The following is a 24,842-nucleotide window of genomic DNA, read 5'->3' as shown; positions in this document are numbered from 1 at the left end:
ATAGGTTTACATCCATTCAGATTAGGGTCAGACCCTAGGGGTTATTATGGATGATGCCCCATTTTACTGCAATGTACTGTTATTTGAGTAACACTTGTGCCATAACGGGAAAGTGATCGGAGATGAATATGCCTTCCCATGGCGATCGCTCGACTCTAGCGGATAAGAGAGAACAGCGAGCATCATAGTAAACGGTATCTACGGCATCCCAAGCTTTACCGGTGAATTCATGATAGCTGTTTTGTTCTTCTGGGGGCATATCTGCTAGGGCATCAAACCAAGGGCGATGGGCGATCGCTCCTTGGGCTAAAATTTGCCTGGGTTGAGTCTGGGGAGATGCATTAAAATCGCCCATGAGAAACCGATAGGATTGTCGATCTGGCCAGTGATTGAGTTGACTTAAAATAACTTTGGCGCTCAAATCTCTGGCGAGGGCACTGTTATAGTCGAGGTGCGTATTCCAAACGACGATCGGTTGGTTTTCTGGGGTGATGAACTTGCCCCAAGTGACAAACCGGGGTTGATGATTGCCCCATTCTGGGGTGATGCTACCGGGAATTTCTGGGGTTTCGCTTAACCAAAATTCTCCAGATTCGAGACACTTTAGACGCTGAGAATGATAGAAGATGGCGCAATATTCTCCGCGCCCGTTGCCCTGGCGATCGCTGCCAATACTCTGATATTCGGGTAAGCGACGATGGAGGTCGAGCATTTGATGGGCCAAACATTCTTGGGTTCCCAGAATGTCGGGTTGCTCTTGGGAGATCCACCCGGCTATGGCTTCCCGTCTTACTTGCCAATTAGAATCTCCTGGATCGGGTTTGTCGTAGCGAAGATTGGCGGTAATCAGTTTAAGTTTCATGGCAGGAGCATTGGAGGACTAATTTAACTGGCGATCGCCATACTGAAACTGATACCCTGTCTCCTTGATTTTCTGGTTCGACACCCAAACATTGTAGGGTCTGGGGTCGGGTAAGCTGGCATCCCAGGTGACGGCAGGATATTGATGTAAACTCAATAGGCGATCGAGCAAGGTTTGGCGGGTTAAATGGGCATCATCGACTAAATTATAGATGCCGTCTAATGTTTTCTCGCAACTATGGGCGATCGCTCCCACAATATCCTCTAGGTGAATCCAATTGGTGGCTTCTTGTCCAGTTCCAGGCCGTGCGGTTCCTGCCAGGGTGCGATAAATTTTAATCAATTCCCGATTGGGGCCGTAAATTCCCCCCAAGCGCAAAATACAAACCTGACGATCTGGAGTTTGGGCACTCAGAAGCACCCGCTCCGTTTGGGCTAAAATTTCTCCGTTCTCAGAAACGGGAGCCACTGGGGTGGTTTCATCGGCGCTGTTGCCCTGGCGATCGCCATACACTTGATAGCTACTGGTATAAATAATTTGTCGCACTTGGGGCGCAGTTTCCAGGGCAGAAACCAGGGTTTGAGCCGTTCCCAAATAAGTATCTCGATAACCCTCTGGGGTGCGGTGGGTGCGTTTTGCTCCTACGCTGAGGAGAATAACATCCTGGTCTTGGATGATGCTCTGGAGTTGTGAGCGATCGCTTCCTTGTACAACTCTAACTTGATGGGCGATCGCCTGCAAATCCTGCACCCGTTCCGGTGTTGTCGTTGTCACCGTCACCTGATGTCCGCGATCGAGCCAATAACGACTACAGGCACTTCCCACATAGCCACATCCAATAATTGCAATTTTCATACCTCAATTCCTGCCCCTGGCCTTTTGAACAAACTTTACCAATTGTTATAGAGTTAGGCTTCTTGCACCAGAACATAGGGTTGGACAATGAGAGCCTCAAACTGTTGATCTGCGGTACGCTCCCAATGGTTTAATTGTTCCAGAGTGGGTTTAGTAATCAGTTGTTCGCCGATCCAGTGTTGTACGGAGGTCACTTCATCAGTAGCGATCGCCACTCCCACATCGACTAAATTTAATCCTTCATTCACCACGACCACATTATCCCTAGCAATATGGGGTTTGAGCCACTGCCATTGTGCCCGATCGACTTCTTGCGTGAGGCGCTCCCGAATATCTTCCATGTTTAAAGTTATCAACTGTAATTCTGCACCTGCCTATTTTACCGCCCTAAGTCATGCAGTGCATGGATGGCATCCCGACAGACTTCAGTAACCCGCTCTAACTCATCCCGTTTAGTGGTTTTCGGCGGATCGATTAAGGAGCCAATGCGAACCGTGACCGGGACAGCACGGGGAATCGGAGTCTCTTTAACCAATATTTTTTCCGTACCCCATAAGCTCACGGGTAATAAAGGAGCCTGTGCTTTAGCCGCAATCATGGCTGCACCTAATTTGGGCGAAGTAATGCGGCCGTCTTTGGTGCGAGTCCCTTGTAAAAATAATCCCGTTGCCCATCCTTCCTTTAGAGCGGATAAGGCATTACGAATGGCGCTGCGATCGGCAGATGCTCGTTCGACGGGATAGGCCCCGTATAGGGAAATGGCCTGTTTTAATACCGGAACCTTAAATAATTCTTCCTTGGCCATAAAAGCAACTGGTCGCCGCACGCAGTTGGAGACAATGGGGGGATCGAAATGGCTGGCATGGTTACTGACGACCACTAAGGGCCCCTCTTGGGGAACATTTTCAGCGCCGTAAATCCGACCTTGAAAATACACATGCAGCATGGGACTGACCACAGACCACTTGAAGAGGTGGTAAAGAACAAGACTTTCCAAGGGTTCGCGGTTTTGAGTCATGGCTTTAATGGGTAATGGGTAAACCGTTGTTTAAGCAGGGTGATTTAGGGTTTGATTTTCGTTAATTTACTGAGTCTGAGCTGATGGGAGGGACTGAGCAGAGCTTGCCAAGCGAGCAGGACAACACCGAGGGTTCCTAGGGCGGTTCCAGAGGCGATCGCAAAAGCGATGATAATTTGATAGCGCACCGCATCCAGGGGACTTGCTCCGGCCAAAATTTGACCGGTCATCATCCCTGGTAAACTGACCACCCCCATCACCATCATCGAGTTAATCATAGGAACCATGCCGCGCCTAACCGCTTGTTTGACTTCGGCATGGGTGGCTTCCCATCGGGTTGCTCCTAAGCTCAGGAGGGTTTCAATTTTGCCCTGATTGGTGACTAAACTCTCCATAAACTGCTCTAAGCCTAGGGAAACTCCATTTAAGGCATTTCCTAGAATCATACCCAGTAGGGGGATTAAATACTGGGGATTATACCAGGGTTCTACTTGAATAACAGCCAGGATCGAGAATTGGGTAATGAAGAACGCAGCCACCAAAATCGAGACAAAGGAGCGCCAATAGATGCCCACAAAGCGCCTTGAAGTTCGGTTCACGCCAGACATGCCAGCGATACTGGCCATCAGGAGTGCCAGCACTAAAATGGCGATCGGATTGGATAAGGAAAACAGCCAATTGAGGACATATCCGATTAACAATAATTGCACGACCATGCGAATCGTGGCGATCGCCAAAGTTTTCTCTAATCCTAAGCGCAGATAAACCGATAATCCCATATTAATCAGAATTAACAGGGATGAACCAATCAATTGACCCACACTAATGGAAATATAGCTAGTGGACATCTGTTCCTACCATTTGATCATCGGTAAGGGGTTAAGGGGATGCTTTTTAAGTTCTTCTTGAGTTAAGCGCAGCAAGTTATCATGAAATCCCAAATTTGGAAAAGTTTTCAAGACTTCCTTAATATAAATTCGGTGTAATCCAAAGGATCTCCACCCCTTCGACACATCTACCCAATCTCCTTTTCTAAAGACTTCTACTAAAGGGTATTTGCAGTTATGCACCGAGGTGATTTTGTGGTGCATCTCAATCATCAAAGCAATTTCCGTAGACCATGACTGCTTACCTTGATTTTTGAGGTAGGTTTTGGCTAATTCAATCGAGGGTGGTAAATAGTCCACCCTATCATCGGGCCAAATGCCCAGATCGTGAAAACAACCGGCAATAATTAACTTTTCGCGATCGTCCTCCTGACATTGATGAAAAATAAAGCAGAAATTCAGCACTCGATAGACATGGTTTTTATAGGGTTCGTATTGACTGCCAATCACAGATTTCCATTCTCCGAGAATGGCTTCTAATAAAGGAATATGGGTTTCAATGGTCATGGATGTACTAAAAGTTTTTCATTGCTCGTTGAATTTGCCGTTGATCGTCACGGCGTTTGATATCTTCACGCTTGTCATGGAGTTTTTTCCCTCGACCTAAACCGACGGCGACTTTCACCCATCCTGATTTTAAGTAGAGTTTAAGGGGAATTAAGGTTAAGCCTTTTTGTTCAACTTTGCCGATGAGTTTGCGGATTTCTTCTTTGTGCAACAATAATCGGCGGGTGCGTAAGGGGTCGTGGTTAAAGTAATTTCCTGTGGTTTTATGGGGAGAAATATGCACATTCAATAAGACGGCTTCTTCGTTGCGAATCAACACATAGCCATCCCGTAAATTAGCCCGTCCTTCGCGAATTGATTTAACTTCGGTTCCCCGCAATTCAATCCCGGCTTCATAGGTGTCTAAGATTTCGTATAAATATCGCGCTTTCCGGTTATCACTTAAGATTTTATGTCCGCTACCGGTTTTAGCCATGGTTTTTCCTCTATTTCTTCTCTTTATTCAACGACAATACACCATTCATAGAGATCGTAGGTGACACAATGGTTGATAATCAAGGGATCTTGTTGAACGATCGCCTCCGCTTCTTCCCAAGATGGGGCTTCAAAAATCAACATGCCGCCGCCTCGCCTGTACCAATACCCACTCCGTGCTTTATGCCCTTTATCCACTAGGCTTTGAACATAGGCTTTATGGGCAGGAACGTACCGATCGAAGGTCGCTTTATCAACAATTCCGGATTCGATTTTGGCAAACCAAGGCATAATGAAATAGCGGCTATGAGTTAGATGAGTCTTTTCTTATTTTAGCGATGAATCGGACGATACAGCGTTTTTTTGTGGCCTTGGTGCTTCCCTCTGGGCTTCAGGAGCAGGTGGAGCAGATTAAGCAGGAGTTTAGCGATCGCTACCAGAGTCGTAAGGCATTTAATGCTCCTGCCCATATTACCCTGCAACCGCCCTTTGAGTGGGAACCCGGCAATATCCAACAGGTGGAAGAGTCCTTAGCGGAGTTTGTGGGATATCATTCCCCCATCCCCATCCAACTCGACGGGTTCGCGGCCTTTCCTCCCAGAGTCATTTACGTCCATGTGGTTAAAACCCCTGAACTGATGGCCCTACAACCGGCCCTTCGCCGCCATATCCAAACCACCCTCCCAGGGATCGAGCAGCCCCACCATCGACCGTTTCAACCCCATGTCACCGTTGCCTTTCGGGACTTAACACCGAAAAACTTCCGTCAGGCCTGGCCACAGTTTGAGCATCGTCCTTTCCAGGAAACCTTTATAGCCCCTAGTCTGACGCTCCTGCACCATAACGGTCAACGCTGGCAGTCCTTTGCTGAGTTTGCCTTCACTGGATAAATGTAAAGTTTTGTTGATATCACTGGACGATCGCCAAAACCGTATCGTACACTACAGAAAGATAAGGATAAATCGTTCATCTGAAATCACTTCCAGTGGAGTTGAGTAAGACGGAAGTAAGGAGAAATCCTGAAGGAACGCGCCTCTATTAACGATGAAACAAAGCGAGTTTGATTATCTTAGGAGGCGAAAGCTATGGAACTTCGTTATCGCGGACTTACTTACGAATACAATCCTCCCGTTGTCGAAATGGGAGAAGAAAAGGTTGGTGGAACCTATCGCGGTTTAGAATGGCGGTTCCGCAACCTCAAGAAAGCCCCCGTGATGCAAACCAATGTAGATCTGAAATATCGCGGACTGAGCTATCATGTCGGCAGCGAAGCAGAAGCACCCCAAGCGGTTCCAGAGGTTGCACCAGTTACCCCAGTGGTTGCTGCTGTAGCATCAGTGGCTGGATCGGTAACGGAAAAAGCCAGAGCGTTAATGATTTCCCGCGATCGCAGCATCAAAACCCGTCAACAAGCCATGCTCGGCCGTTTAGCGACAGAAGTCGGTTTAACTGCTGATGCTGGCAAATATTGGAGCCGCATTCAAGGCAAAATTCAACCCACATTCCGGGTAAACTACGAGCATCATATCGGTTCTTACAGCTAGAAACGCTGTACAAGGATGAGCTTCTTAGTTGGTAAATAATCTAGTCTTAATCTCCCTCCAAGACTCTTGGGGGGGAGATTTTTGGGATTGAGCGATAAAATCTTAAAACAATCTGTATTAGGAGTGTGGTTGATACAATTCAATTTCCGGAACTTAAAGTATCTAATTTCAAGCTGGAGAATAGAGCAATTCCAATGCTGTATTTTATTCATGCTCGCCAATATCCAAAGATTTAATCTGCTCAGAAAACCAATGGGCAACGGTGATATTACTAGCTTCTTGTAGACGGACAAGGGTTTGTTCCAGAAGTGCGATGGGTAAACCCGATAAACCTTGAGAAGTTGTACATTCTTTATATTGGTTATTCTCTTGTAGCTCGAAGGCCAACACTCGCCGTCCTCTGACATCAATCACCCAATATTCAGGGATACCTAAAGAAGCATACAAGTGTTTTTTCTGATCTAAATCGCTCGATAGGGTGGTATCGGAAATTTCACCGACGAGATCGGGGACGCGCCAGCGATCTAAATCAATATAGCGTTTTTCTCCAGGATTCCAGGTGGGATAATTGTCTCCAATATAGAGAACTAGATCGGGCGCAGCCGAACTTTGGTTGTTTTTTTCTAATAAACACCCTCCAAATGAATTGGAGATTTGGGAAGATTTTTGACTGAACCAGATAAAAAAGAGGATGGCAAATAAATCGCCAATATTAGAGTGATTAATGCCTTCCGAACCCATTTCGACTAAGAGTTGATTTTGGTAGTAGTATAACTTGATTCGTTCGGGACAGTCGCGATCGCGCCAAACCTCGTAGTTTTCCCAGCTAGAGGGTTGCCACAGGGGTAACGGCAGTTCATTTTGGCGAGGATCGGCGATGAGGAAAGTCATAGGATTAAGTGACAATTTTTTTGACATTGTACCCTGATTGAGATAAGAGGGATATTATCTGGTTCTCCTCAAAAGGAAATGAAAAAATACTTAGGATTACTATCTACTTTACTGATTACTGGATTGTCGTCGAGCGCGGCACTGGCGACTCCGGAACCGGATCGGACTGTCTCCTGCGATCTCTTGGTGGTAGGGGGTGGACTGGCGGGAACGGCAACGGCTTATGAGGCGCTGCTGGGGGGTAAAACGGTTTGTCTGACGGAGTTGACGGACTGGGTGGGGGGTCAAATTTCTTCCCAGGGGACTTCGGCTTTGGATGAGAGAACGACGCAGAGAGCGCAATTGTTTTATTCTCGTGGGTATTTGGAGTTGCGCGATCGCATCTTCCAGACGTATGGCAAGCTTAATCCGGGGGAGTGTTGGGTGAGTGTCTCCTGTTTTCTGCCCAAAGATGGCCATCTGATCCTGATGGAGATGCTCGAAACTGCCGCTAAACGGGGCAAGGGAACGCTCCATTGGTATCCGAATACGGTGGTGAAAGACCTGGATTATAATGGCGATCGCACGCTGATTGAAGGGGCGATCGCCATTCAACACCAAGCTGCACCTAATGCTCCTCCCCTGAATACGCGCTTTTTGTCTCAAACCCTGGAAGATGCTTACACCTACGACGACTCCGAGGATCTAACCAAAACCATTATCGAGTTTACATCGCCCCAGGAAACCCCCTGGTATGTCATCGATGCGACGGAAACCGGAGAATTAATTGGACTGACGAACGTTCCCCATCGTCTGGGAATCGATGGGCGATCGCCCCTAGAACCCTCTTCAGCCAGTGAAACCGGCGATCCTTACTGCACCCAAGGCTTTACCTACACCTTCGCCATGGAAGCCATGGACTCACCCCAACCCCAGGAGATGCCGGAGTTTTACCCCCAATATGCCCCTTACTATAGCTACGAATTAGAGCGCCTAGCCAGCTTTGATTTAGTCTTTACCTATCGGCGGATCTGGAGTCCGCAAACGGGAGAAAGCACCCGATTTGGCGGTATTGGCTTTACTGAACCCACCCCCGGAGATATCGCCATGCAAAACTGGACATGGGGCAATGATTACCGTCCGGGAACTTCAGTTGATAACTTTATTTACACCCGCGACCAACTGCAAGCCACCGGTCAATTGCAGCCTGGGGGATGGATGGGAGGTTTGCGGGTGGATGCCCTACGCAAGGCGGAAGAACATGCATTAGGATTTTATTACTGGTTAGTGGCGGGAACCACGGATTCCCAATTGGGCGATGGATTTAAGGAACCCCATCCCAATTATCGCTTTTTATCCGGGTTAGACTCGCCTATGGGAACCGCTCACGGACTCTCCAAATACCCCTATATGCGCGAAGGACGACGCATTATCGGTCGTCCCAGTTGGGCCCACCCGGATGGCTTTACGATCTGGGAAATCGATATTTCGCGCCAGGGATATACGGATGACTATTACCAGCAAGCCTTACCGCCAGAGGAATACCGAGCCTTTCGAGCGGCGATCGCCGGATTAGAGGCGATCGAAGTCTTGCAGTCTGACTCCTTATCTAACCCTCCCCAACGGCGCACCCGCTCCACCATCTTTCCCGATGCTGTCGGCATCGGTCATTATGCGATCGACTTTCACCCCTGCATGACCGAAAGTCCTCCGGAAAAACCCGGAAATACAGAACGCGAAGGAGAACGCCGAGGCGCAGGCAGGGCTTATCCATTCCAAATTCCCTTGCGAGCGATGATTCCCCAACAACTGGATAACTTTTTAATTGCCGGAAAAAGTATCGCCGCCAGCCATATTGCCGCCGCCGCTTATCGGGTGCATTCCTTTGAATGGTCAGTCGGTGCAGCAGCCGGAAATACGGTGGTTTTTGCCCTAGAAAACGAGATTATGCCCTATGAATTAGTCGATAATTTACCGGCTCCGGAACCGCAATTAGAAGTCTTGCAACAACGGTTAATTAATCAAGGCAATCCCATCGCCTTTCCCAACACCTCAATTCTCAATGAGGATTGGGACAATTGGCAGTGAACTGGCGTAGAATTCGCCTATGACCAGAAATCTGGCATTATAGCGCTTCGCGCTAGGGAATAGGGAATAGGGGGAGCAAACAACAGACTTGGTGGAAGCTCTGAGCTGTTCTAGCTATCGTTAAAAACCGTCATAATGTACCTCATAGCAAAGGAAACTGCTGTAAAAAATGCGAAAAGTTCCCATAACTGAAGACGATTCTAGAAAAATTGCTAACCAAAACTACAATACTTACATCTCAGAAGGGATTGATTCCCACCAATCTACGCAAGTTGCTCCTTCTCAATTACTCCAGCCTTTTTCTGAAGAACTAGAGCATCAGCTCATCTGTCGATTTCAATCAGTCAAAGAGCAACTCATCGATCATTTAGGCCAGCCATTTTATGCTGATGCTGGCTTTATTCTCTATCAGGGCGATCTCATTGATTTGCTCAATAAACTATCCCATTCCAATCTCTGTATAGATTTAACTGTTACATCACCCCCCTACAATATTGGCAAAGAATATGAAAAGCCCATGGTAATAGAGGAATATATTGCATGGTGTGCTAAATGGATGAATCAGATCTACCAAGTCACTACGCCCAAGGGTTCATTTTGGTTAAATGTTGGTTATCTAGAAGTGCCGGATAAAGGGTTGTGTGTCCCCATTCCTTATCTTTTATGGGATAAATCTCCTTTTTATTTATTACAGGAAGTGGTTTGGAAATATGGGGCAGGTGTTTCAACAAAGTATCGTCTGAGTCCACGCAATGAAAAATGGATGTTCTATGTAAAAAATAATCAAGACTACACTTTTAACCTAGATGAGATACGAGATCCAAATGTCAAATATCCTAATCAGAAAAAAAATGGCAAATATCGTTGTAATCCTTTAGGAAAAAACCCTTCTGATGTTTGGGATTTTCCTAAAGTGACGACAGGAAAAAAACGATCTTCCAAAGAAAGGACAGGACATCCAGCGCAATTTCCTTTAGGAGTGGTTCAGAGAGTGATTAAAGCCTCATCTAATCCAACAGAACTGATTCTAGATCCATTTGCTGGTTCCTGTTCAACTGGCATAGCAGCGATCGGTTTGGGCAGATTATTTTTGGGATTTGAAATTAGACCAGACTATTGTGAAATGGCAGTGGCAAGATTTCAAAAGTTCCAAGAGGAAAAGAAAAACAGTTCTACTTATATTCAACAATCTTTATTCTAGATCTTTTTATAAAGATCTAGAAGTTTATAAGTTTCTACATCGGCTGAGAGGCGTGACTGTTGACCTGTTGATGCTTTTTGACCGATCCAATCGCTAGAATCAAGCCATCCAAATCGAATCAGACGAATAGACGGTGTTGAAGCACTAGAGAATTTCTCAAAATTGACTGCCAGATAGTATCCAGACTTCACTTTTTTCCTTTTTCGAGTCTTTTGTGCATAGCTTCTATTTCCATAAATATGTCTAGGATTAGATGATGTTTTAAGTTCAATGGAAAATGAATTATCTGGTAAGTAAACGATATCTTTATCAGTAACGGTTTTATCTGCTTTCCAAACTCCTGGATACTTTGATTCCAGTTCTAAGGGGATGAGTTCATGCAAAAAGAAACCCATAATTTGAGGTTTAGGAAAAATATCTTTACCAATTTGGAAGCCTTGAGTTCCGAGCTTAGAATTAAATATGGATTGCCAAGAAGACAAAACTATCTCTACTATCTCTTGTCGATCGAGGGGGTGATTATCCACCAGAGTTTGAGTAACATTGAGCCATTGGTTAACCGGTAGATCTGTATAAGGAGAAGTCATATCAAGTCCGGGTAATTGATTAAAGTATAGGAGTGAGGATTGGGACAATTGGCAGTGAACTGGCGTAGAATCAAAATGTACCCCATAGCAGCGTTCGCGATCATCGCGGGCTTTAACGATGGAAATTCTAAGGAATTTCCCAGTTGGACAGAAAAGGGATATGGGTGTGTGTAAGAGAAGCAACTGAAGGAAAACTCCATGTTTTGGCGGATTGCAGCCCTATTGCTTTTAATGGCGATCGCCTCCTGTAAGGGTCGGCATCTGATTCCTATCACCCTCGTGAGTGAATTAGAAATCAGTGATTGTAACAGCCGTGATGCAAGATTGCAGGTGGGTCGGATGGTTTGGATCGACAATGAGTACAACGATCCGATCGCCATGACAGTGATTGAGGAAGTGGACTTTGAGTTTGCTTCAGAAGATCGATCTTCCCTCATAGGGGAGTGTAGCGCCTATGCCGAATTGTATCTTCCCACCAGCGATCGCCCCCCTCGCATGAAAATTCGGCTCTCTGATGGTAGCACTAGCGATTTTTTCACCCAAGAGCAAGTGAACGAATCGGGAATTAACCACCGCTTTCAGAAGCCGACGGCGATCGAATAGCACAAAAGCCTATATTAGTCCATCATTAGTTCATGACAGACAATTGGGAACCTGTAGCCGTTTTGGTGACTTCAATCCGCACCGGAAACGCTTCCTTAAAGAATTTCAGGTGGGTAATCGTGAGGATGCAGGCAAATTCAGGAGAAATGGCATTTATAGCGGCGATCAGGCGATCGCACCCTTCCTCGTCTTGTGTACCAAATCCTTCATCAATAATCAGCATTTGTAAAGATGTCCCCGACTGTTGCGCTAGAAGTTTAGCTAAAGCTAAACGGATAGCAAAGTTCACCCGAAAGGCTTCCCCACCGGAATAGGTTTCATAGGGGCGAGTCCCCTGGGAATCGGCAATTAAAATATCTAAAGTTTCCACCCATTTATCTTTCTTCGTTTTCTGAGTTTTTTGCGTGATAAACTGCACATGCAATTGATGAGAACTCAACCGCGCCAAGACCCGATTGGTTTGCGCTTCCAACTCCGGTAAAATGTTCTCAATCATCAGAGATTGAATCCCTTTTCTACCAAATGCAGTGGTTAATTCCGTGTAAATGCGATAGTTTTTCTGGGCGCTCTCCAATTGTTGCTTAATCGTTTGATACTGCTGATTAAGACTTTTCAAATGTTGGTGCTGCTGTTGCAATCTGCCTTGACGAGAGAGCAACTCTTCTCGCTGCCGTTGCCCATCCTGAAGTTGTCGCTCTAAGGCCTTCACTTGAGGCGTAGCATCGGGATTTTGCAGCAGAACTTGATTCAATTTGGCTAAACTTTCTTCTAATTCCTGGGCCCGTTGTTGATGATCCTCTAAGCGACGGTCTAACTCTAGACAAGTCTGGCAAACTTGGGGATATTGTTGTTGAGCTTGTTCCAATTGTTGATAGCGAAATTGGGCACTTTGCGACTCCCTCAAGCGATTCAACAGCGTTTGATGGCTCTCTGGATCGTAGTCCATTTCCGCTAATTGACACTCTAAGGTTTCAATTTGGCGCTGTAGGGTAGACGTGGTTTGTAATTTCTCTAAACGGCGGCTCAGTTGTTGGTATTGCGCTTCTAATTCTGGACGTTCTTGTTGCAGTTTCCGTTGCTGTTTGAGAGCCGATTTAATTTCCCCGCGTTTAATATCCACCCAACGCCATTTTTCCACTTGACCTCTGGCAAGAACATGATCTTTTTCATCATAGTTGAGTTTTTGCAAACGCCGATCCATCGTCTGGAGTTCAGTATAGAGATCTTGGGCATAGCTGCCGGTTTGCAAAGCCTCTTCTAACTCCATAATCTCCGTTTGCAACTGTTGCAGACGTGCCAATTTTTGCCCCGTAACATCTAAGACAGCTTTGAGTTGTCCTCGCTTTTCTAGGGCGGGACTCAGCCCAGCAAGTTCGCGGTCTAAATCCCGGTATTCTTGACGAAACACTTTAATTTCTAGTTCAGAGGTGGCAAGCTGTTCGCGAATGACCCAGATTTGATTGAGAATTTGTTGTTGTTCAGAAGTGTGTTTTTCTTGCACTAAGTGCCAGTGGTGTTCATCTAGGGGCCGATCGCATAATGGACAAGGTGGATAAATTTGCTCGTCACCCTTTTCTGGGCTAGATCGCTGTTTGAGCAATTGTAGTTTTTGACTAATGGCATCCAGTTGGCTTTCGTAGTTGCGCTGTTGCGCTTGCAAGCGTTCCATCATATTGCGCCGTTCTTGCCCTTTTTCTAGGACACGCTGTTGATAAATGCGTTTTTTCTCTAATTGGGCAATTTGTCCGGCTAAATCTTCGGCAGCTTGTTCTAATAACGGTGTTTCTGCTTGTTCGGTTTGCAGTTGTTGCCAAGTGGCTTGTAACTCTTCGAGTTTAGCTCGACACCGAGCCGTCGCTCGATCGATTTGACTTTGCAGATTTTGGCGATGGTGGAGCAGGGGAGAGACTTGTAATTGAAGCTGATCGAGGGAATTGAGGCGATCGCGAGCTTGTTGGAGTTTAACTTGAGCTGCTTCAATTTCCGGCTGGCGATCGAGTATCGCTTGCACTTCTTGCTCCTGGGCGTGCAGATGCTCAAGCTGAACTTGAGTCAGACGCAGTTGATCCTCTAGAGCGCGGTGCTGCTCGTTTTGTGTTTGACGCAGATGGTTGAGCTGGTCTTGGGTGGTTTGATAGGTGCTAAATTGGGCCGCAAGTTGGGCTTCTTTGGCTTGTAAGTTCTGGAAATTTTGGTAAGCCGTGGTAATGGCACTCTCTTGAGCTAACAGGCTTTCGAGTTGCTCCTTTTGGGCATTAGCGCTGTCTCGCTCCTGGTGCAAGCGTTGGCGATCGCCATCGAGGGTTTCCTGTTGACTTTGATGCCACTGGCGTTGTTGATTCAGGGTTTGTTGTTGGTGCTGGAGCGTTTGCCAACTGCCCAATTGTTGTTTCGCTCTCGCTTGTGTCTCTTGGAGTTGGTGCAGATGTTGCTCGATCTCTTGCAGTTCCTGGGCGATCGCCTCTTCTGTGGTAAGCTGGCTTTCAATCGCCTCAAGTTGCGGTTGCAACACTCCCACCGTCGTCTTATGCTCAAGGGCAATTTCCTTCGCGCGATCGCTCAGGCGATCGTATTGCTCCAAATTCAACAACCGCGCCAAAATTTGCTTCCGCTCCATCGCCCCTTTGAGCATAAACTCATCCGCTCGCCCTTGGCGCAAATAGGCCGAATTAATAAACGTATGGTAATCGAGTTTCAGGCTCTCAATAATAAGCTGTTGGGTTTGGCGCATATTGCGACTCGTCAAAGCACGAAACCCGCTTTCCGTTTGCACCTGAAATTCTAAGCTCGTCGTTTGTCCCCGTTGACGGCTACGAATAATGCGGAACGTTTGCTGATGCTGAATGAGGCTAAACATCACCCGAACCTCCGCCGCTCCGTAGTGGATCAAGTCATCTTCCGTATTGACACGACTTTTTCCCCACAGACACCAGGCGATCGCCTCCAGCAAAGACGATTTTCCCGCCCCATTTACCCCAGAAATGCAAGCGGTATGGATTTGACTAAAATTTAGGCTCGCTTCCTGATAACTCAGAAAATTTTTCAGCCCCAATTGTAGCGGTATCATTCCAAAAGGACACCCTTATACTGTTGTCTGCAAAAGCTCTTGTCTGCAAAAGCTTGTTCATTATCAATAGTATGCCCTGATGGTAAGCGATGCAATCCCTGTGAGAAATGGGGCATAGGGAGATGGGAGGATCTTTCAAGGGCACGATCTTCAAAAGAAATACCATGGGAAGACCTGGCTCAAAAACTCCGGATTCAGAAGGGTTAATCCGTATAGGGAAACGACAGAAAATGATTGCCACCAAGGTGCAAACTCTATGGACTCAACCGCCACTCAAGACCTATCAACCTGGATTCAAACCGGCTGGGTAACGTATCAGTTCAGTGATGCTGAAGACATGGGGAAAAGAGTACCAGAGTTCCCCGGTTTATATGCTTTAGTCGCCGAAAGCCAGGATGGTGAAAACTGGATTTTACTCCATATTGGTCACACTCAAGAGAATTTACGAGACTCCTGGCAGTATTACCGGCAGTTACCCATGGTGAAAATTCTGCATCAGTTATCCTTAAATGTCAGTTTAGCCCTATTTGCCCTTCCCGCTTATCCCCTACCTGGATTATCTATAGAAAACTTACCCGACTGGGAAAAACTGTTAATTCAACAGTTAGAACCGATGCTAACCGAAACCCCAGCCGCCCTACAAATTGCCGTCAAGTAGGTGAGCCGAAACGAGTCTGAGATAATGGCTAGAAATAGCCAAGGTCTCGATAATGCACATTTCCCAACTCTATATTTACCCGGTTAAATCTTGTGGGGCGATCGCCTGTTCCCGTGCCCAAGTTACCCCAAACGGGTTAGCGGGCGATCGCCAAATGATGCTCGTCAATGCCCAAGGGCAATTCATGACCCAACGGGACTATCCGCAAATGGCTCAAGTACGGGCAAAATGGGACTCAGAGACCCTGATCCTAGAACATGACAAATTTGACCCTTTTCGGTTCCAACCCACCTTAGAGGGCAAGCTACAGCCCGTTCAAGTCTGGCGCACCCAGACAATGGCCATCGACCAGGGAGACCCCGCCGCTCAATGGTTTCAAAGGGTTCTCGCCTTAGATCGTCCCTGTCGCCTCGTCTATCAATCTCCCCACCATCCTCGTCCCGTCAATCCCCAATATGCCCTCAGCCCTAACAATACCGTCAGTTTTGCCGATGGCTACCCGATACTGGTCACCAATACGGCATCCTTAGCAGAGCTGAACCGCAGACTAAGCCAAACCTATCCCCAAGATCCGCCCCAGTTTCCCATGAACCGCTTCCGTCCCAACATTGTCATCGATACCGACGAAGCCTTTGCTGAGGACAACTGGACAACCCTAACCCTGGGGACAGTCCAATTGGCAATCGTCAAACCCTGCGATCGCTGCATCGTCACCACCACCGATCAAACCACTGGAGATCGCCACCCCCAACGGGAACCCCTGAAAACTCTGGCCCAGTTTCGCAACCAACCCGGAGGCCTAATGTTTGGCAGCAATGCCATTCCCAAAACCCTTGGTGCGATCGAAGTGGGCATGGAATTGAAAGGATAGCAAGGCCCATTACCCAGCAAGGCTTCCTAAGCTACCACGGTTACGATAGATAATGTTAAAAAAGGAGAAATTTTGATGAGATTTGCCAGCGATCGCCTGTGGCTAGTAGGCCTAATATTGATTATGGGCTGTACAGCCCCAGAAGCCTCAGAACCCAACCAAGAGAGTATTTTGGTCAGTTCTACTGAGGCTCAATTAGCCAGCAATTTACCCGAAAGTAAGACAGAAACCATCTCTGTTGAGGGAGAACCCCAAGAAATTACCCTCAAGCTCTATCAGGAAGACCATATTCGAGTGGTGACCTATTATCCTGAAAATATAAGCGTCAGGAGTGCGTGTAGCCATGAGGGATGCGGCGTATCTTTTGAGCTTCTTCAAGGTCTATCTGTATCTGCTCTCCCCACAGACGAACCCTTACGAGCTAGAGTGCATGTATTTGTTCCCTCCGCAAACACCACCTTAGAGGAGTTAGAAGCGGGAGTCACTGGAGATTGGGGAGTGTTTGCAAGCAATGAGTGGCAACAACAACCCTCTAACGGCTCACTTTCCTATCCTTGGGAGACAAAGAACATGAACTTTTTTAATTATGAAAAAAATCTTTTAGGTTCGGTGCATTTAGGTGAATCTGAAGGACAGGTTTTCCGCGTTACCGTTGTTTTTCCTGGGGATATGGGCGATGGATTTGCTCCCCGCGCTAATGTCATCCTTAACAATCTACAAGTAAAATAGATTCAAGAATTGGTCTTTGGGAAGGGGTTTATCTAAATTACGATCGAGCGGAGTTTGAAGCAGATCTTCAAACCTTAAAGAAGTTGAGTATCGGGTAGGGTGGGCAGGGATAGAGTTGTCTAAGGTGAATCCATAGCCCACTTCTCCTGCCCACCCTACAGTGATTGCGATCTGTAGTGTAAATAAATGGATTTGATATAAAATGTTCAGAGGGCTAAAGCCCTCACTACAAACGAAATCTAATGCATCAAATTAGATGAAACAATCCACTACGATGGTTTGAGAGGGTTATAGGCAATTAACCAATTACCCATTACCGATTAAAATGAAATAGGTGAGTGTGATTGAATAACAGAACGTGAAAATTATTGTCATTGGTAGTGGAGGGCGAGAACATGCGATCGCCAAAACCCTCCTGCAATCTCCCCAAGTGCAGCATGTGGTCTGTATCCCTGGTAATGGGGGAACAGCACGGTTAAAACGTTGTGAAAATGTGCCCCTGAAGATCGACCAAGTAGACCAGTTTGAGGCGATCGCCAATTATGCTAAAACCCACGCCATTGACCTCATTGTTGTCGGCCCAGAAGCGCCCCTGGCTCTCGGTATCACTGATGCGCTACAAAACCATAACTTAACCGTATTTGGGCCCACCCAAGCGGGGGCACAAATTGAATCGAGTAAAGCCTGGGCCAAAGCCCTAATGAGCGAGGCCTCCATTCCCACGGCAGCTTCCGCCGTGTTTACCGATGCAACTTCTGCCCGCGCCTATCTCCAGAGCCAGGGAGCGCCCATTGTGATTAAAGCCGATGGTCTCGCCTCTGGTAAAGGGGTCACCGTCGCCATGACCTTAGAAGAGGCTGAAGGGGCAATATCGGCAGCCTTTGCGGGGAAATTTGGTGTAGCCGGCCAAAAAGTGGTGATTGAAGAGTATCTCACCGGTCAAGAAGTCTCAATTCTCGCGCTCACTGACGGCGAAACCATCCGTCCCCTCATTAGCGCCCAAGACCATAAACGCATTGGAGAAGGGGATACCGGGCCCAATACCGGCGGCATGGGAGCCTATGCTCCTGCCCCCCTCGTGACCCCAGAATTAAGCGATAATGCGACCCATCGCTTACGCGATCGCATTAACCAAGAAATTCTGATCCCCACCATGGAAACCTTAAAAAAACGGGGGATTTCTTACCGGGGTGTATTGTATGCTGGACTCATGATTACCCCAGAAGGCGATCCCAAAGTGATCGAATTTAACTGTCGATTTGGCGATCCAGAAATTCAAGCCATTCTACCCTTGTTAGATACGCCCCTAGAAACCCTGCTCTTAGCAACCGCACAAGGCCAATTAGCCCAGCAAGAGATTACCTGGAAACCGGGAGCGTGTGCCTGTGTGGTGGCTGCCTCTGATGGATATCCAGGCAGCTTTGAAAAAGGCTTTGCCATTACTGGAATAGAAGTAGCCGAAGCTCAAGGGGCGATCGTCTTTGAAGCGGGAACCACCTTAAAGGATAATCGGCCCGTGACCAGTGGTGGCCGCGTCTTAGGAGTGACTGCGGTGGGAGAAACCCACGATCTGGCCTTTGAAAAAGCATATCAGGCGATCGCCTCGATTTACTTTCAGGGGTTATACTACCGTCGAGATATCGGCTATCGCGTGCGGCAAAAAAATAGCCCATAACCCATAATAGAAACAATCCCCAAAAAATAACTGTAGGTCTTCAGCTCAATGTATCGATATTATGGTGGCTTTACTGAAAAATTTTAAAGGAGCGATCGCCCATTGGTGGTCAGAATTCACTCTGCAAACCCGACTCATGGCAGCCGCTACCCTAGCGGTATCGCTGATCATGAGCAGTCTGACTTTCTGGGCCGTCAACACCATTCAACTCGATGCTCGTCTCCATGATACCCGCTTTGGCCAAGACCTGGGACTTTTGCTGGCCTCGAACGTAGCTCCCCTCGTGGCCGAAAATAACCTCACAGAAGTGGCCCGGTTTTCCCAGCGCTTCTATAACAGCACCTCCAATATTCGCTATCTGCTCTACGCAGACGAAGACGGTAGACTCTTTTTTGGCCTCCCCTTCTGGGACTCAGAAGTACAAACGTCCCTGAGTATCGAACGGCGCATTCAGCTACCGGAAAATTACATGACTTCCTCCCAAATTCCCCTGGTGCGCCAACATCAAACTCCCGATGGGGAAGTCACGGATGTCTTCGTTCCCCTGATGCACGAAAACCAATATCTAGGGGTATTGGCGATCGGAATTAATCCGAATCCTACCGTCGTCACCTCCTCAAATCTTACCCGCGATGTTACCTTAGCCGTTTTTGTCTCCATTTGGTCGATGGTCATCTTAGGTGGAGTCTTTAATGCTCTCGCCATTACCCAACCCATTAAAGAACTCTTAACCGGAGTGAAAAGTATCGCCGCCGGTAATTTCAATCAGCGCATTAACTTACCCTTGGGGGGAGAATTGGGGGAACTGATTTGTAGCTTTAATGATATGGCTGAACGGCTAGAGAGCTACGAAGAACAAAATATTGAAGAATTAACCGCCGAAAAAGCCAAGTTAGAAACCTTGGTTTCCACCATTGCCGATGGAGCCATTTTATTAGATACCGATCTCAATATTATCTTAGTTAATCCCAATGCCCGTCGCATGTTTGATTGGGAAGGACAACCCATCGTTGGTAAAAATGTTTTACGCTATGTTCCGCCCCCCATACAAGTAAAATTAACCCGCCCCCTTTATGAAATTATCCAGGGTAAATTTTCCCTAGCTGATGGAACTTCAGTCCATGAATTTCGCATCACCTTAACCGAACCGGTTAAGCGCACCGTGAGGATTTTATTAACTACGGTGCTATCCCATCGAGCCACGGGCGAAGAATCTTTATGTCAAGACTGTTTACATGATGAAAATGATACTTGTGTCGTCCCCGAACGCCCCTTAGCCAAAGAATGCGTTCTCTATGAGCATAACATTAAACCGAGTGTAGATGCTCGTAATATTGGTAATTTGAAAGGCATTGCCATGACGGTTCAAGATATTACCCGCGAAGTGGAACTTAATGAAGCGAAAAGCCAATTTATTAGTAATGTCTCCCATGAACTGAGAACCCCTTTATTTAATATTAAAGGATTTATAGAAACCCTCTATGAATATGGGGAAGAACTCAGTGACGTGGAGCGCCGAGATTTTCTGGAAACCGCTAATCATGAAACCGATCGCCTCACTCGCTTAGTTAATGATGTATTGGATTTATCTCGCCTAGAATCGAGTCGCACCTATCACTTCGATGCCGTCTATGTGGGACAGTTGATCGAACAAACCCTCCGCACCTATCAACTCAACGCCAAAGATAAAGGAATTGAACTGCTCCAAGAGATCGAAACCGACTTACCGAAAATTTTCGGCCATTACGATCTCCTGTTGCAAGTGTTAACGAACTTAGTGGGTAATTCCCTCAAATTCACTGAATCCGAAGGTAAAGTCATGATTCGTGCCTATTGTCCCCAAGGCAAAAATAAAGTCGTGCGTATTGAAATAGCCGATACCGGAATCGGCATTGATGCCGAAGATCAAGCCGCCATTTTTGACCGCTTCTATCGCGTCGAGAATCGGGTGCATACCTTAGAAGGAACTGGCCTCGGATTATCCATTGTCCGCAATATTATTGAGAAACATAATAGTCGTGTACAATTGGTCAGTGAAGTGGGAGTGGGGACAACCTTTTGGTTCGATCTGGCGTTGTATGAGGAAGCACTAGATTCTGAATCGCTCAGTTCCTTAGAACCGGTGTATGGAGGATCTCCCCTCAAAAAATAACCCATGCCCCTTGCCCTGAGCGGAGTCGAAGGGCATTCCCGATTCCCTAATTACCCAAAGGAGACCCAAACATGACCCATCCTTCTGACTCGGAAACCCTTCAGGAATTTCAAGCGGAAATGACGCGCTTGCGGGAAGAGCTAACTTTAAGAGACCAATTGGTACAACAGTTATCTCAAGAACTTTTTCGCTTAGTCAAAGGGAATGCTTCCTTTATTCCAGCAGAAACTGGGTTAGCAGAGCAAACGGAAAATTTGCGATCGCTCCAAGAGCAGTTACAAAGGGTGGAGGAGCAGGTACAGTTTTATCAAGAACAAATACAAGAGCGCGATAGCGAAATCTATCAACTGCGTCAGTCCGTGCAAGAATTAAGCGATCGCTCCGGAATGCTCGAACAAGTCGTACAAGAACTTCCCCATCTCTATCGGCAAAAATTCGCCGAACGCATGGAACCCATCCGGGAAAAAGTGGCTATGCTGCAACGGGAAAACCGGCAACTGCACGCCGAACTGCAAAGCGTCAGCTATCGGTTAGCCATGAGAACTCGCAACCCGTCCCGCATCGATTTACCCAATTTTCCCATCACCTCTGGCCAAACTTATAGCGCTTCCCACGGTAATGGGTGATAGGTAATAGGATTATGTCCCCTTCTACTGTCGAGATCGTTGTCGAGTCAGATAGCGATCGCTCGGCTCCACTAGCAATAAAATTAAAACGAACTATCCAGGAAATTTCACCCAAAGTTGAAATTAGCATTCAATCCCTGGAGAGCCTCAACCCTTTAGAGGGGGTGATGTGGTGTCCCCTAACTCTAAATATTCCCGATTGGCTTCCCTTTTTAGGTCAAAAAGTTTACCAGTATTGCCGATCGCTAGACATCCTACGGCAAACCGTGACAAATTGGGGCTATAAGACGGGTACAGGAAACCATTGGTTACCCCTGGTTCTCACAGCCAAAGGCCCCCTCTATGGTGAAGCCATCGAAAACAGGAACTCCAGCTATCATCAACCCCTACATTTAGACGATAAAACCCGTCAAACCCTCTACCAACTGGGTTATCAGCTCCTGCGCCATATTGAAGCTATTCCTGGAGTTTATCTACTTCAGTTTGGGGGGATATCCGATCCTTGCTTCGATCGCCTCATTCCCTTTCCCGATACCCCAGTCTTAGGGAGTTTAGGGCTTCAGGAACCCGATCTCCTCACCAGTTACTGGTATTGCCAAATCGGAACCCCCCTAATCGACCTACAAATCCGATCGCCTTCTTCAAGCGGCATTCAATCCGGTTAACTCCTCTAACACCTCTTCGTAGGAAGAATAAACCTCAAACACGGCCTCTAGTTTGGCAATATCCAAAATGAGTTTCACCTGCCCCGGAATATGACACAAAACCAGACGGCAATCCTGCTGGCGAGCGGTTTTGAGTCCAGAGACTAACTTACCCAAACCCGCACTATCCATAAAATCCACCCCAGCCAAATCTAGACAAAGGACGGAACATTGAGAAGCCATATCCTCAATCTGCCGAGAAATCTGTTCGCCCCCCTGGTTATCAAAACGCCCTTGAGGGTGAAGAACCGTAAATTGACCCATTACTCTACTTGTCGTCATTGTGGTTATCCTTTTGTTAAGTCCCTAAGAGGTAAAAATCGTTGACCCATCCAAGATCTAAAGCCAAAAGAGTCCGGAAACTGAGTGACCGAACTCTAGCGTAAGCAATCTTACTCTCTTCGATCGCTTCTTTAGACTTTATTAATATAAGCGTGAAAATTGAGAATTGTCAGCCCCAAAAATCACACTTTCTGGGAACTTCACTTGGGGGGGCAAACTTTCCCGAAGCCTCCGATCCCCACTAGCGATTGACAGTACCCAAATTCCACGCCAAGATCAAAAGAAAGCTCACTCTAGAAGCGTCATCCATACGTCTCCTTCTCCCCTACCTGGTTTGCATGTCCTTAGAATTTTTCTCAGTTGATACCATCCAAGCCCTCGCCAGTCAATACGGATACTGGACTATCTTCCTGGGCATTATGCTTGAAAACACGGGCCTGCCCCTACCCGGTGAAACCATTACCCTAGTTGGAGGGTTTCTAGCCGGTAGTGGCGAAATGGTCTATTGGCGAGTCCTCACCAGTGCGATCGCCGGAGCCGTGATAGGCGATAGTTGTGGCTATTGGATCGGTAGAACCGGAGGATGGCCCCTACTGCTGAAAGTGGGTCAATTCTTTCGGGTGGCTGAATCTCAACTAGAAAACGCCAAAACCCAATTTCAAAAAAATGCCGCTCGGGCCGTCTTTCTCGGTCGCTTCATCGCCCTGCTGCGGATCTTTGCCGGCCCGATCGCCGGGATCGTGGAAATGCCTTATCCTAAATTTCTCCTCTGTAATGTCGCCGGAGCCAGCCTTTGGGCAACTGTCATGGTTAGCCTCGCGTTTTTTGTCGGCCGCGTCATTGCCCTAGAACAACTGATCGCTTGGGTGGGCCAATTTGCTATCCTCGCCCTCGTCCTCCTGATCGTCTGGATCATTGTTCCCCTCTGGTTAGAATCTCGCGCTTCCCAAAACTCCTAAGCGATCCGGAGATTCGATTAGCATCCTGGAAAACTTTCCGGTACAATCAAAACCAAATTTGCCATAGATGGTAAGAATTACTTAATTTTTGGAGGATAGGGCTATTAATACCGTAATTTCAACCAATGCTCCCGCTACGGAAGCAACTCAAACCCCTTCTATGCTTCGGATTGAAGGCAGATCTCGCTTAAGTGGGCAAGTGCAAATCAGTGGGGCCAAAAATTCTGCCTTAGCAATTATGGCTGGGGTGGTGCTTTGCTCCCAAACTTGCCGATTACGCAATGTGCCGAACCTGGTCGATGTCAATCGTATGGGGCAGATTCTAGAATCCTTGGGCATTCAGCTCCAGCGTCATGGTAGCACCCTAGAATTGGATGCCACCCACATCACTCAAGGTCAAGCCCCCTATGAAGTCGTCAGCCAACTGCGGGCTAGTTTCTTTATTATCGGCCCCTTGCTCGCCCGTTTGGGTACGGCCCAAGTGCCCTTACCGGGGGGTTGTGCCATCGGCGCTCGGCCGGTGGATCTGCATGTGCGGGGACTGCAAGCCATGGGGGCCCATGTGCAAATTGAACATGGAGTCGTTAATGCCTATGCTCCCCAGGGTAAACTGAAGGGCGCTAAAATCTATCTGGATTATCCCAGTGTGGGAGCTACGGAAACCCTGATGATGGCGGCGACCTTAGCTGAGGGAGAAACCTGCATTGAAAATGCGGCCCAGGAACCAGAAGTGATCGATTTAGCCAACTTCTGCCGCTCCATGGGCGCTCGAATTAAGGGAGCTGGCACAAAAACCATTTGGATTGAAGGGGTTTCCCAACTCCATAGTACCGATTATGAAGTGATTCCCGATCGCATTGAAGCGGGAACGTTCCTAGTCGCGGCTGCTATTACCCAATCTGAACTGCTGCTCAATAACGTCATTGCTTCTCACCTGATTCCCTTGATCGCCAAGTTAGAAGAAACGGGGGCAAAAGTGATTAAAGAGGGAGAGCGACAATTACGCCTTCTTCCCGCAGAGCGCATTGTAGCCACAGATATCGAAACCCTTCCCTATCCTGGTTTTCCCACGGATATGCAAGCCCAGTTTATGGCTTTGCTTACCCTAGCTGAAGGCAACAGCATGGTTACCGAAACCGTGTTTGAAAATCGCCTGCGCCATGTGGCGGAATTGCAACGCATGGGAGCTAATATCCGCGTTAAGGGTAATATTGCCATTGTCAAAGGTGTGCCCCTTTTATCCGGTGCGCCCGTTTTAGCGACAGATTTACGAGCTTCTGCCGCTTTAGTCCTCGCCGGATTAGCTGCCGAAGGAACCACCATCATCCAGGATTTACAACATCTAGACCGGGGCTATGAACAGCTTGAAGTCAAGTTGCAACATCTAGGGGCCCGCTTAACGCGACAAGAAAAAGTCAGTTAATCCTCTTCGATCGGTTGATAGAAATAAGTCCTGAAGGGTGCTGAACTTGATTTTCAAGATTACGGGAAAATAGCGGGAGCATGAAAGCCTCCATCTTTTAAGTGGGGGATGAAATGCGACACGAGCGGTTTTAACCGCCGTGATGTTAATTTCTTTCCGTTGTCAATTTAGCGTTAAGTGCGCTAAACTAAGTTTATTCT

At 47.3% G+C, this 24,842-nt stretch carries 26 protein-coding genes and 1 riboswitch; of the genes, 14 read left to right on the top strand and 12 right to left on the bottom strand.

The genetic code is table 11. The features are described 5' to 3' along the window. Positions 1-79: 79 nt before the first annotated feature. Genes PJF56_RS18935 through PJF56_RS18900 form a run of 8 tightly spaced genes read right to left on the bottom strand, consistent with a single transcriptional unit; the run spans position 80 to position 4,894 of the window. Positions 80-862, bottom strand: coding sequence for an endonuclease/exonuclease/phosphatase family protein (locus tag PJF56_RS18935; protein WP_283764269.1), 783 nt, complete (start codon positions 860-862; stop codon positions 80-82). An 18-nt stretch (positions 863-880) separates the two neighbouring features. Beyond that, a complete protein-coding gene (locus PJF56_RS18930; RefSeq protein ID WP_283764268.1) occupies positions 881-1,717 on the bottom strand; it encodes an SDR family oxidoreductase in 837 nt (278 codons plus the stop codon). Between the two features lie 53 nt (positions 1,718-1,770). Continuing rightward, positions 1,771-2,058 (bottom strand): DUF2288 domain-containing protein, encoded by a 288-nt coding sequence (locus tag PJF56_RS18925; protein ID WP_283764267.1) that lies wholly within the window; start codon positions 2,056-2,058, stop codon positions 1,771-1,773. A 38-nt stretch (positions 2,059-2,096) separates the two neighbouring features. Continuing rightward, positions 2,097-2,735 carry a lysophospholipid acyltransferase family protein gene (locus PJF56_RS18920; RefSeq protein WP_283764266.1) on the bottom strand — a complete coding sequence of 213 codons (639 nt, stop codon included), beginning with the start codon at positions 2,733-2,735 and terminating at the stop codon, positions 2,097-2,099. Between the two features lie 44 nt (positions 2,736-2,779). Further along, the gene (locus tag PJF56_RS18915; RefSeq protein ID WP_283764265.1) at positions 2,780-3,583 is read right to left on the bottom strand and encodes an ABC transporter permease; all 804 of its coding nucleotides are present in this window, start codon (positions 3,581-3,583) and stop codon (positions 2,780-2,782) included. 6 nt (positions 3,584-3,589) lie between these two features. Beyond that, positions 3,590-4,129 (bottom strand): HD domain-containing protein, encoded by a 540-nt coding sequence (locus tag PJF56_RS18910; RefSeq protein ID WP_283764264.1) that lies wholly within the window; start codon positions 4,127-4,129, stop codon positions 3,590-3,592. A 7-nt stretch (positions 4,130-4,136) separates the two neighbouring features. Continuing rightward, positions 4,137-4,604 carry an SsrA-binding protein SmpB gene (gene smpB, locus PJF56_RS18905; protein WP_283764263.1) on the bottom strand — a complete coding sequence of 156 codons (468 nt, stop codon included), beginning with the start codon at positions 4,602-4,604 and terminating at the stop codon, positions 4,137-4,139. A gap of 23 nt (positions 4,605-4,627) precedes the next feature. Beyond that, positions 4,628-4,894, bottom strand: coding sequence for a YciI family protein (locus tag PJF56_RS18900; RefSeq protein WP_283764262.1), 267 nt, complete (start codon positions 4,892-4,894; stop codon positions 4,628-4,630). A gap of 47 nt (positions 4,895-4,941) precedes the next feature. Between PJF56_RS18900 and PJF56_RS18895 the strand changes: the two genes are divergently transcribed. After that, positions 4,942-5,493, top strand: coding sequence for a 2'-5' RNA ligase family protein (locus PJF56_RS18895; RefSeq protein WP_283764261.1), 552 nt, complete (start codon positions 4,942-4,944; stop codon positions 5,491-5,493). A gap of 71 nt (positions 5,494-5,564) precedes the next feature. Next, positions 5,565-5,637, top strand: a riboswitch (Glutamine riboswitch). A gap of 51 nt (positions 5,638-5,688) precedes the next feature. Further along, entirely contained in the window at positions 5,689-6,147 is a 459-nt protein-coding gene (gifA, locus tag PJF56_RS18890; protein WP_283764260.1) for a glutamine synthetase inactivation factor IF7A, read from the top strand. Between the two features lie 204 nt (positions 6,148-6,351). Here the strand turns inward: gifA and PJF56_RS18885 are convergent, their stop codons facing one another. Beyond that, the gene (locus tag PJF56_RS18885) at positions 6,352-7,038 is read right to left on the bottom strand and encodes a Uma2 family endonuclease (protein ID WP_283764259.1); all 687 of its coding nucleotides are present in this window, start codon (positions 7,036-7,038) and stop codon (positions 6,352-6,354) included. Between the two features lie 78 nt (positions 7,039-7,116). Here PJF56_RS18885 and PJF56_RS18880 point away from each other — a divergent pair, with 78 nt between their 5' ends. Together PJF56_RS18880 and PJF56_RS18875 are read left to right on the top strand one after the other, a co-directional pair. After that, positions 7,117-9,105, top strand: coding sequence for an FAD-dependent oxidoreductase (locus tag PJF56_RS18880; RefSeq protein ID WP_283764258.1), 1,989 nt, complete (start codon positions 7,117-7,119; stop codon positions 9,103-9,105). A 169-nt stretch (positions 9,106-9,274) separates the two neighbouring features. Next, complete coding sequence (locus tag PJF56_RS18875) at positions 9,275-10,306, top strand: DNA-methyltransferase (protein ID WP_283764257.1); 1,032 nt, start codon at positions 9,275-9,277, stop codon at positions 10,304-10,306. On the opposite strand, the gene PJF56_RS18870 is transcribed toward PJF56_RS18875, so the two are convergent. Beyond that, a complete protein-coding gene (locus tag PJF56_RS18870; protein ID WP_283764256.1) occupies positions 10,303-10,893 on the bottom strand; it encodes a ScaI family restriction endonuclease in 591 nt (196 codons plus the stop codon). The genes PJF56_RS18875 and PJF56_RS18870 overlap by 4 nt on opposite strands. A gap of 198 nt (positions 10,894-11,091) precedes the next feature. On the opposite strand from PJF56_RS18870, the gene PJF56_RS18865 reads away from it, so the two are divergent. Further along, positions 11,092-11,496, top strand: coding sequence for a hypothetical protein (locus PJF56_RS18865; protein WP_283764255.1), 405 nt, complete (start codon positions 11,092-11,094; stop codon positions 11,494-11,496). Between the two features lie 25 nt (positions 11,497-11,521). Here the strand turns inward: PJF56_RS18865 and PJF56_RS18860 are convergent, their stop codons facing one another. Next, on the bottom strand, positions 11,522-14,563 hold the full coding sequence (locus PJF56_RS18860) for an AAA family ATPase (protein WP_283764254.1): 3,042 nt from the start codon (positions 14,561-14,563) through the stop codon (positions 11,522-11,524). A gap of 256 nt (positions 14,564-14,819) precedes the next feature. On the opposite strand from PJF56_RS18860, the gene PJF56_RS18855 reads away from it, so the two are divergent. From PJF56_RS18855 to PJF56_RS18825, 7 genes are all read left to right on the top strand, one after another. Then, on the top strand, positions 14,820-15,221 hold the full coding sequence (locus tag PJF56_RS18855) for a hypothetical protein (RefSeq protein ID WP_283764253.1): 402 nt from the start codon (positions 14,820-14,822) through the stop codon (positions 15,219-15,221). A 52-nt stretch (positions 15,222-15,273) separates the two neighbouring features. Further along, positions 15,274-16,092, top strand: a complete 819-nt coding sequence (locus PJF56_RS18850) for an MOSC domain-containing protein (RefSeq protein WP_283764252.1) — start codon at positions 15,274-15,276, stop codon at positions 16,090-16,092. Positions 16,093-16,167: 75 nt separating this feature from the next. After that, on the top strand, positions 16,168-16,821 hold the full coding sequence (locus PJF56_RS18845; protein WP_283764251.1) for a hypothetical protein: 654 nt from the start codon (positions 16,168-16,170) through the stop codon (positions 16,819-16,821). A gap of 358 nt (positions 16,822-17,179) precedes the next feature. Then, entirely contained in the window at positions 17,180-18,496 is a 1,317-nt protein-coding gene (purD, locus tag PJF56_RS18840; protein WP_283764250.1) for a phosphoribosylamine--glycine ligase, read from the top strand. A gap of 61 nt (positions 18,497-18,557) precedes the next feature. Further along, entirely contained in the window at positions 18,558-20,648 is a 2,091-nt protein-coding gene (locus PJF56_RS18835; protein WP_283764249.1) for an ATP-binding protein, read from the top strand. A 71-nt stretch (positions 20,649-20,719) separates the two neighbouring features. After that, positions 20,720-21,274, top strand: a complete 555-nt coding sequence (locus PJF56_RS18830) for an Npun_F5560 family protein (protein WP_283764248.1) — start codon at positions 20,720-20,722, stop codon at positions 21,272-21,274. A 14-nt stretch (positions 21,275-21,288) separates the two neighbouring features. Further along, positions 21,289-21,939 carry a hypothetical protein gene (locus PJF56_RS18825; protein ID WP_283764247.1) on the top strand — a complete coding sequence of 217 codons (651 nt, stop codon included), beginning with the start codon at positions 21,289-21,291 and terminating at the stop codon, positions 21,937-21,939. Here PJF56_RS18825 and PJF56_RS18820 read toward each other — a convergent pair. Further along, positions 21,916-22,260, bottom strand: coding sequence for an STAS domain-containing protein (locus tag PJF56_RS18820; protein ID WP_283764246.1), 345 nt, complete (start codon positions 22,258-22,260; stop codon positions 21,916-21,918). The two genes, PJF56_RS18825 and PJF56_RS18820, sit on opposite strands and share 24 nt — an antisense overlap. A gap of 338 nt (positions 22,261-22,598) precedes the next feature. Between PJF56_RS18820 and PJF56_RS18815 the strand changes: the two genes are divergently transcribed. Both PJF56_RS18815 and murA read left to right on the top strand, forming a co-directional pair. After that, positions 22,599-23,219, top strand: coding sequence for a DedA family protein (locus PJF56_RS18815; RefSeq protein WP_283764245.1), 621 nt, complete (start codon positions 22,599-22,601; stop codon positions 23,217-23,219). 160 nt (positions 23,220-23,379) lie between these two features. Beyond that, positions 23,380-24,642, top strand: coding sequence for a UDP-N-acetylglucosamine 1-carboxyvinyltransferase (gene murA, locus PJF56_RS18810; protein WP_283764244.1), 1,263 nt, complete (start codon positions 23,380-23,382; stop codon positions 24,640-24,642). Positions 24,643-24,842: the final 200 nt, after the last annotated feature.

Source organism: Roseofilum halophilum BLCC-M91 (assembly GCF_030068445.1).
Lineage (GTDB): Bacteria > Cyanobacteriota > Cyanobacteriia > Cyanobacteriales > Desertifilaceae > Roseofilum > Roseofilum halophilum.
The sequence above is the reverse complement of the archived record's forward strand: the minus strand, read 5'-3'. Positions and strand labels throughout refer to the sequence as shown.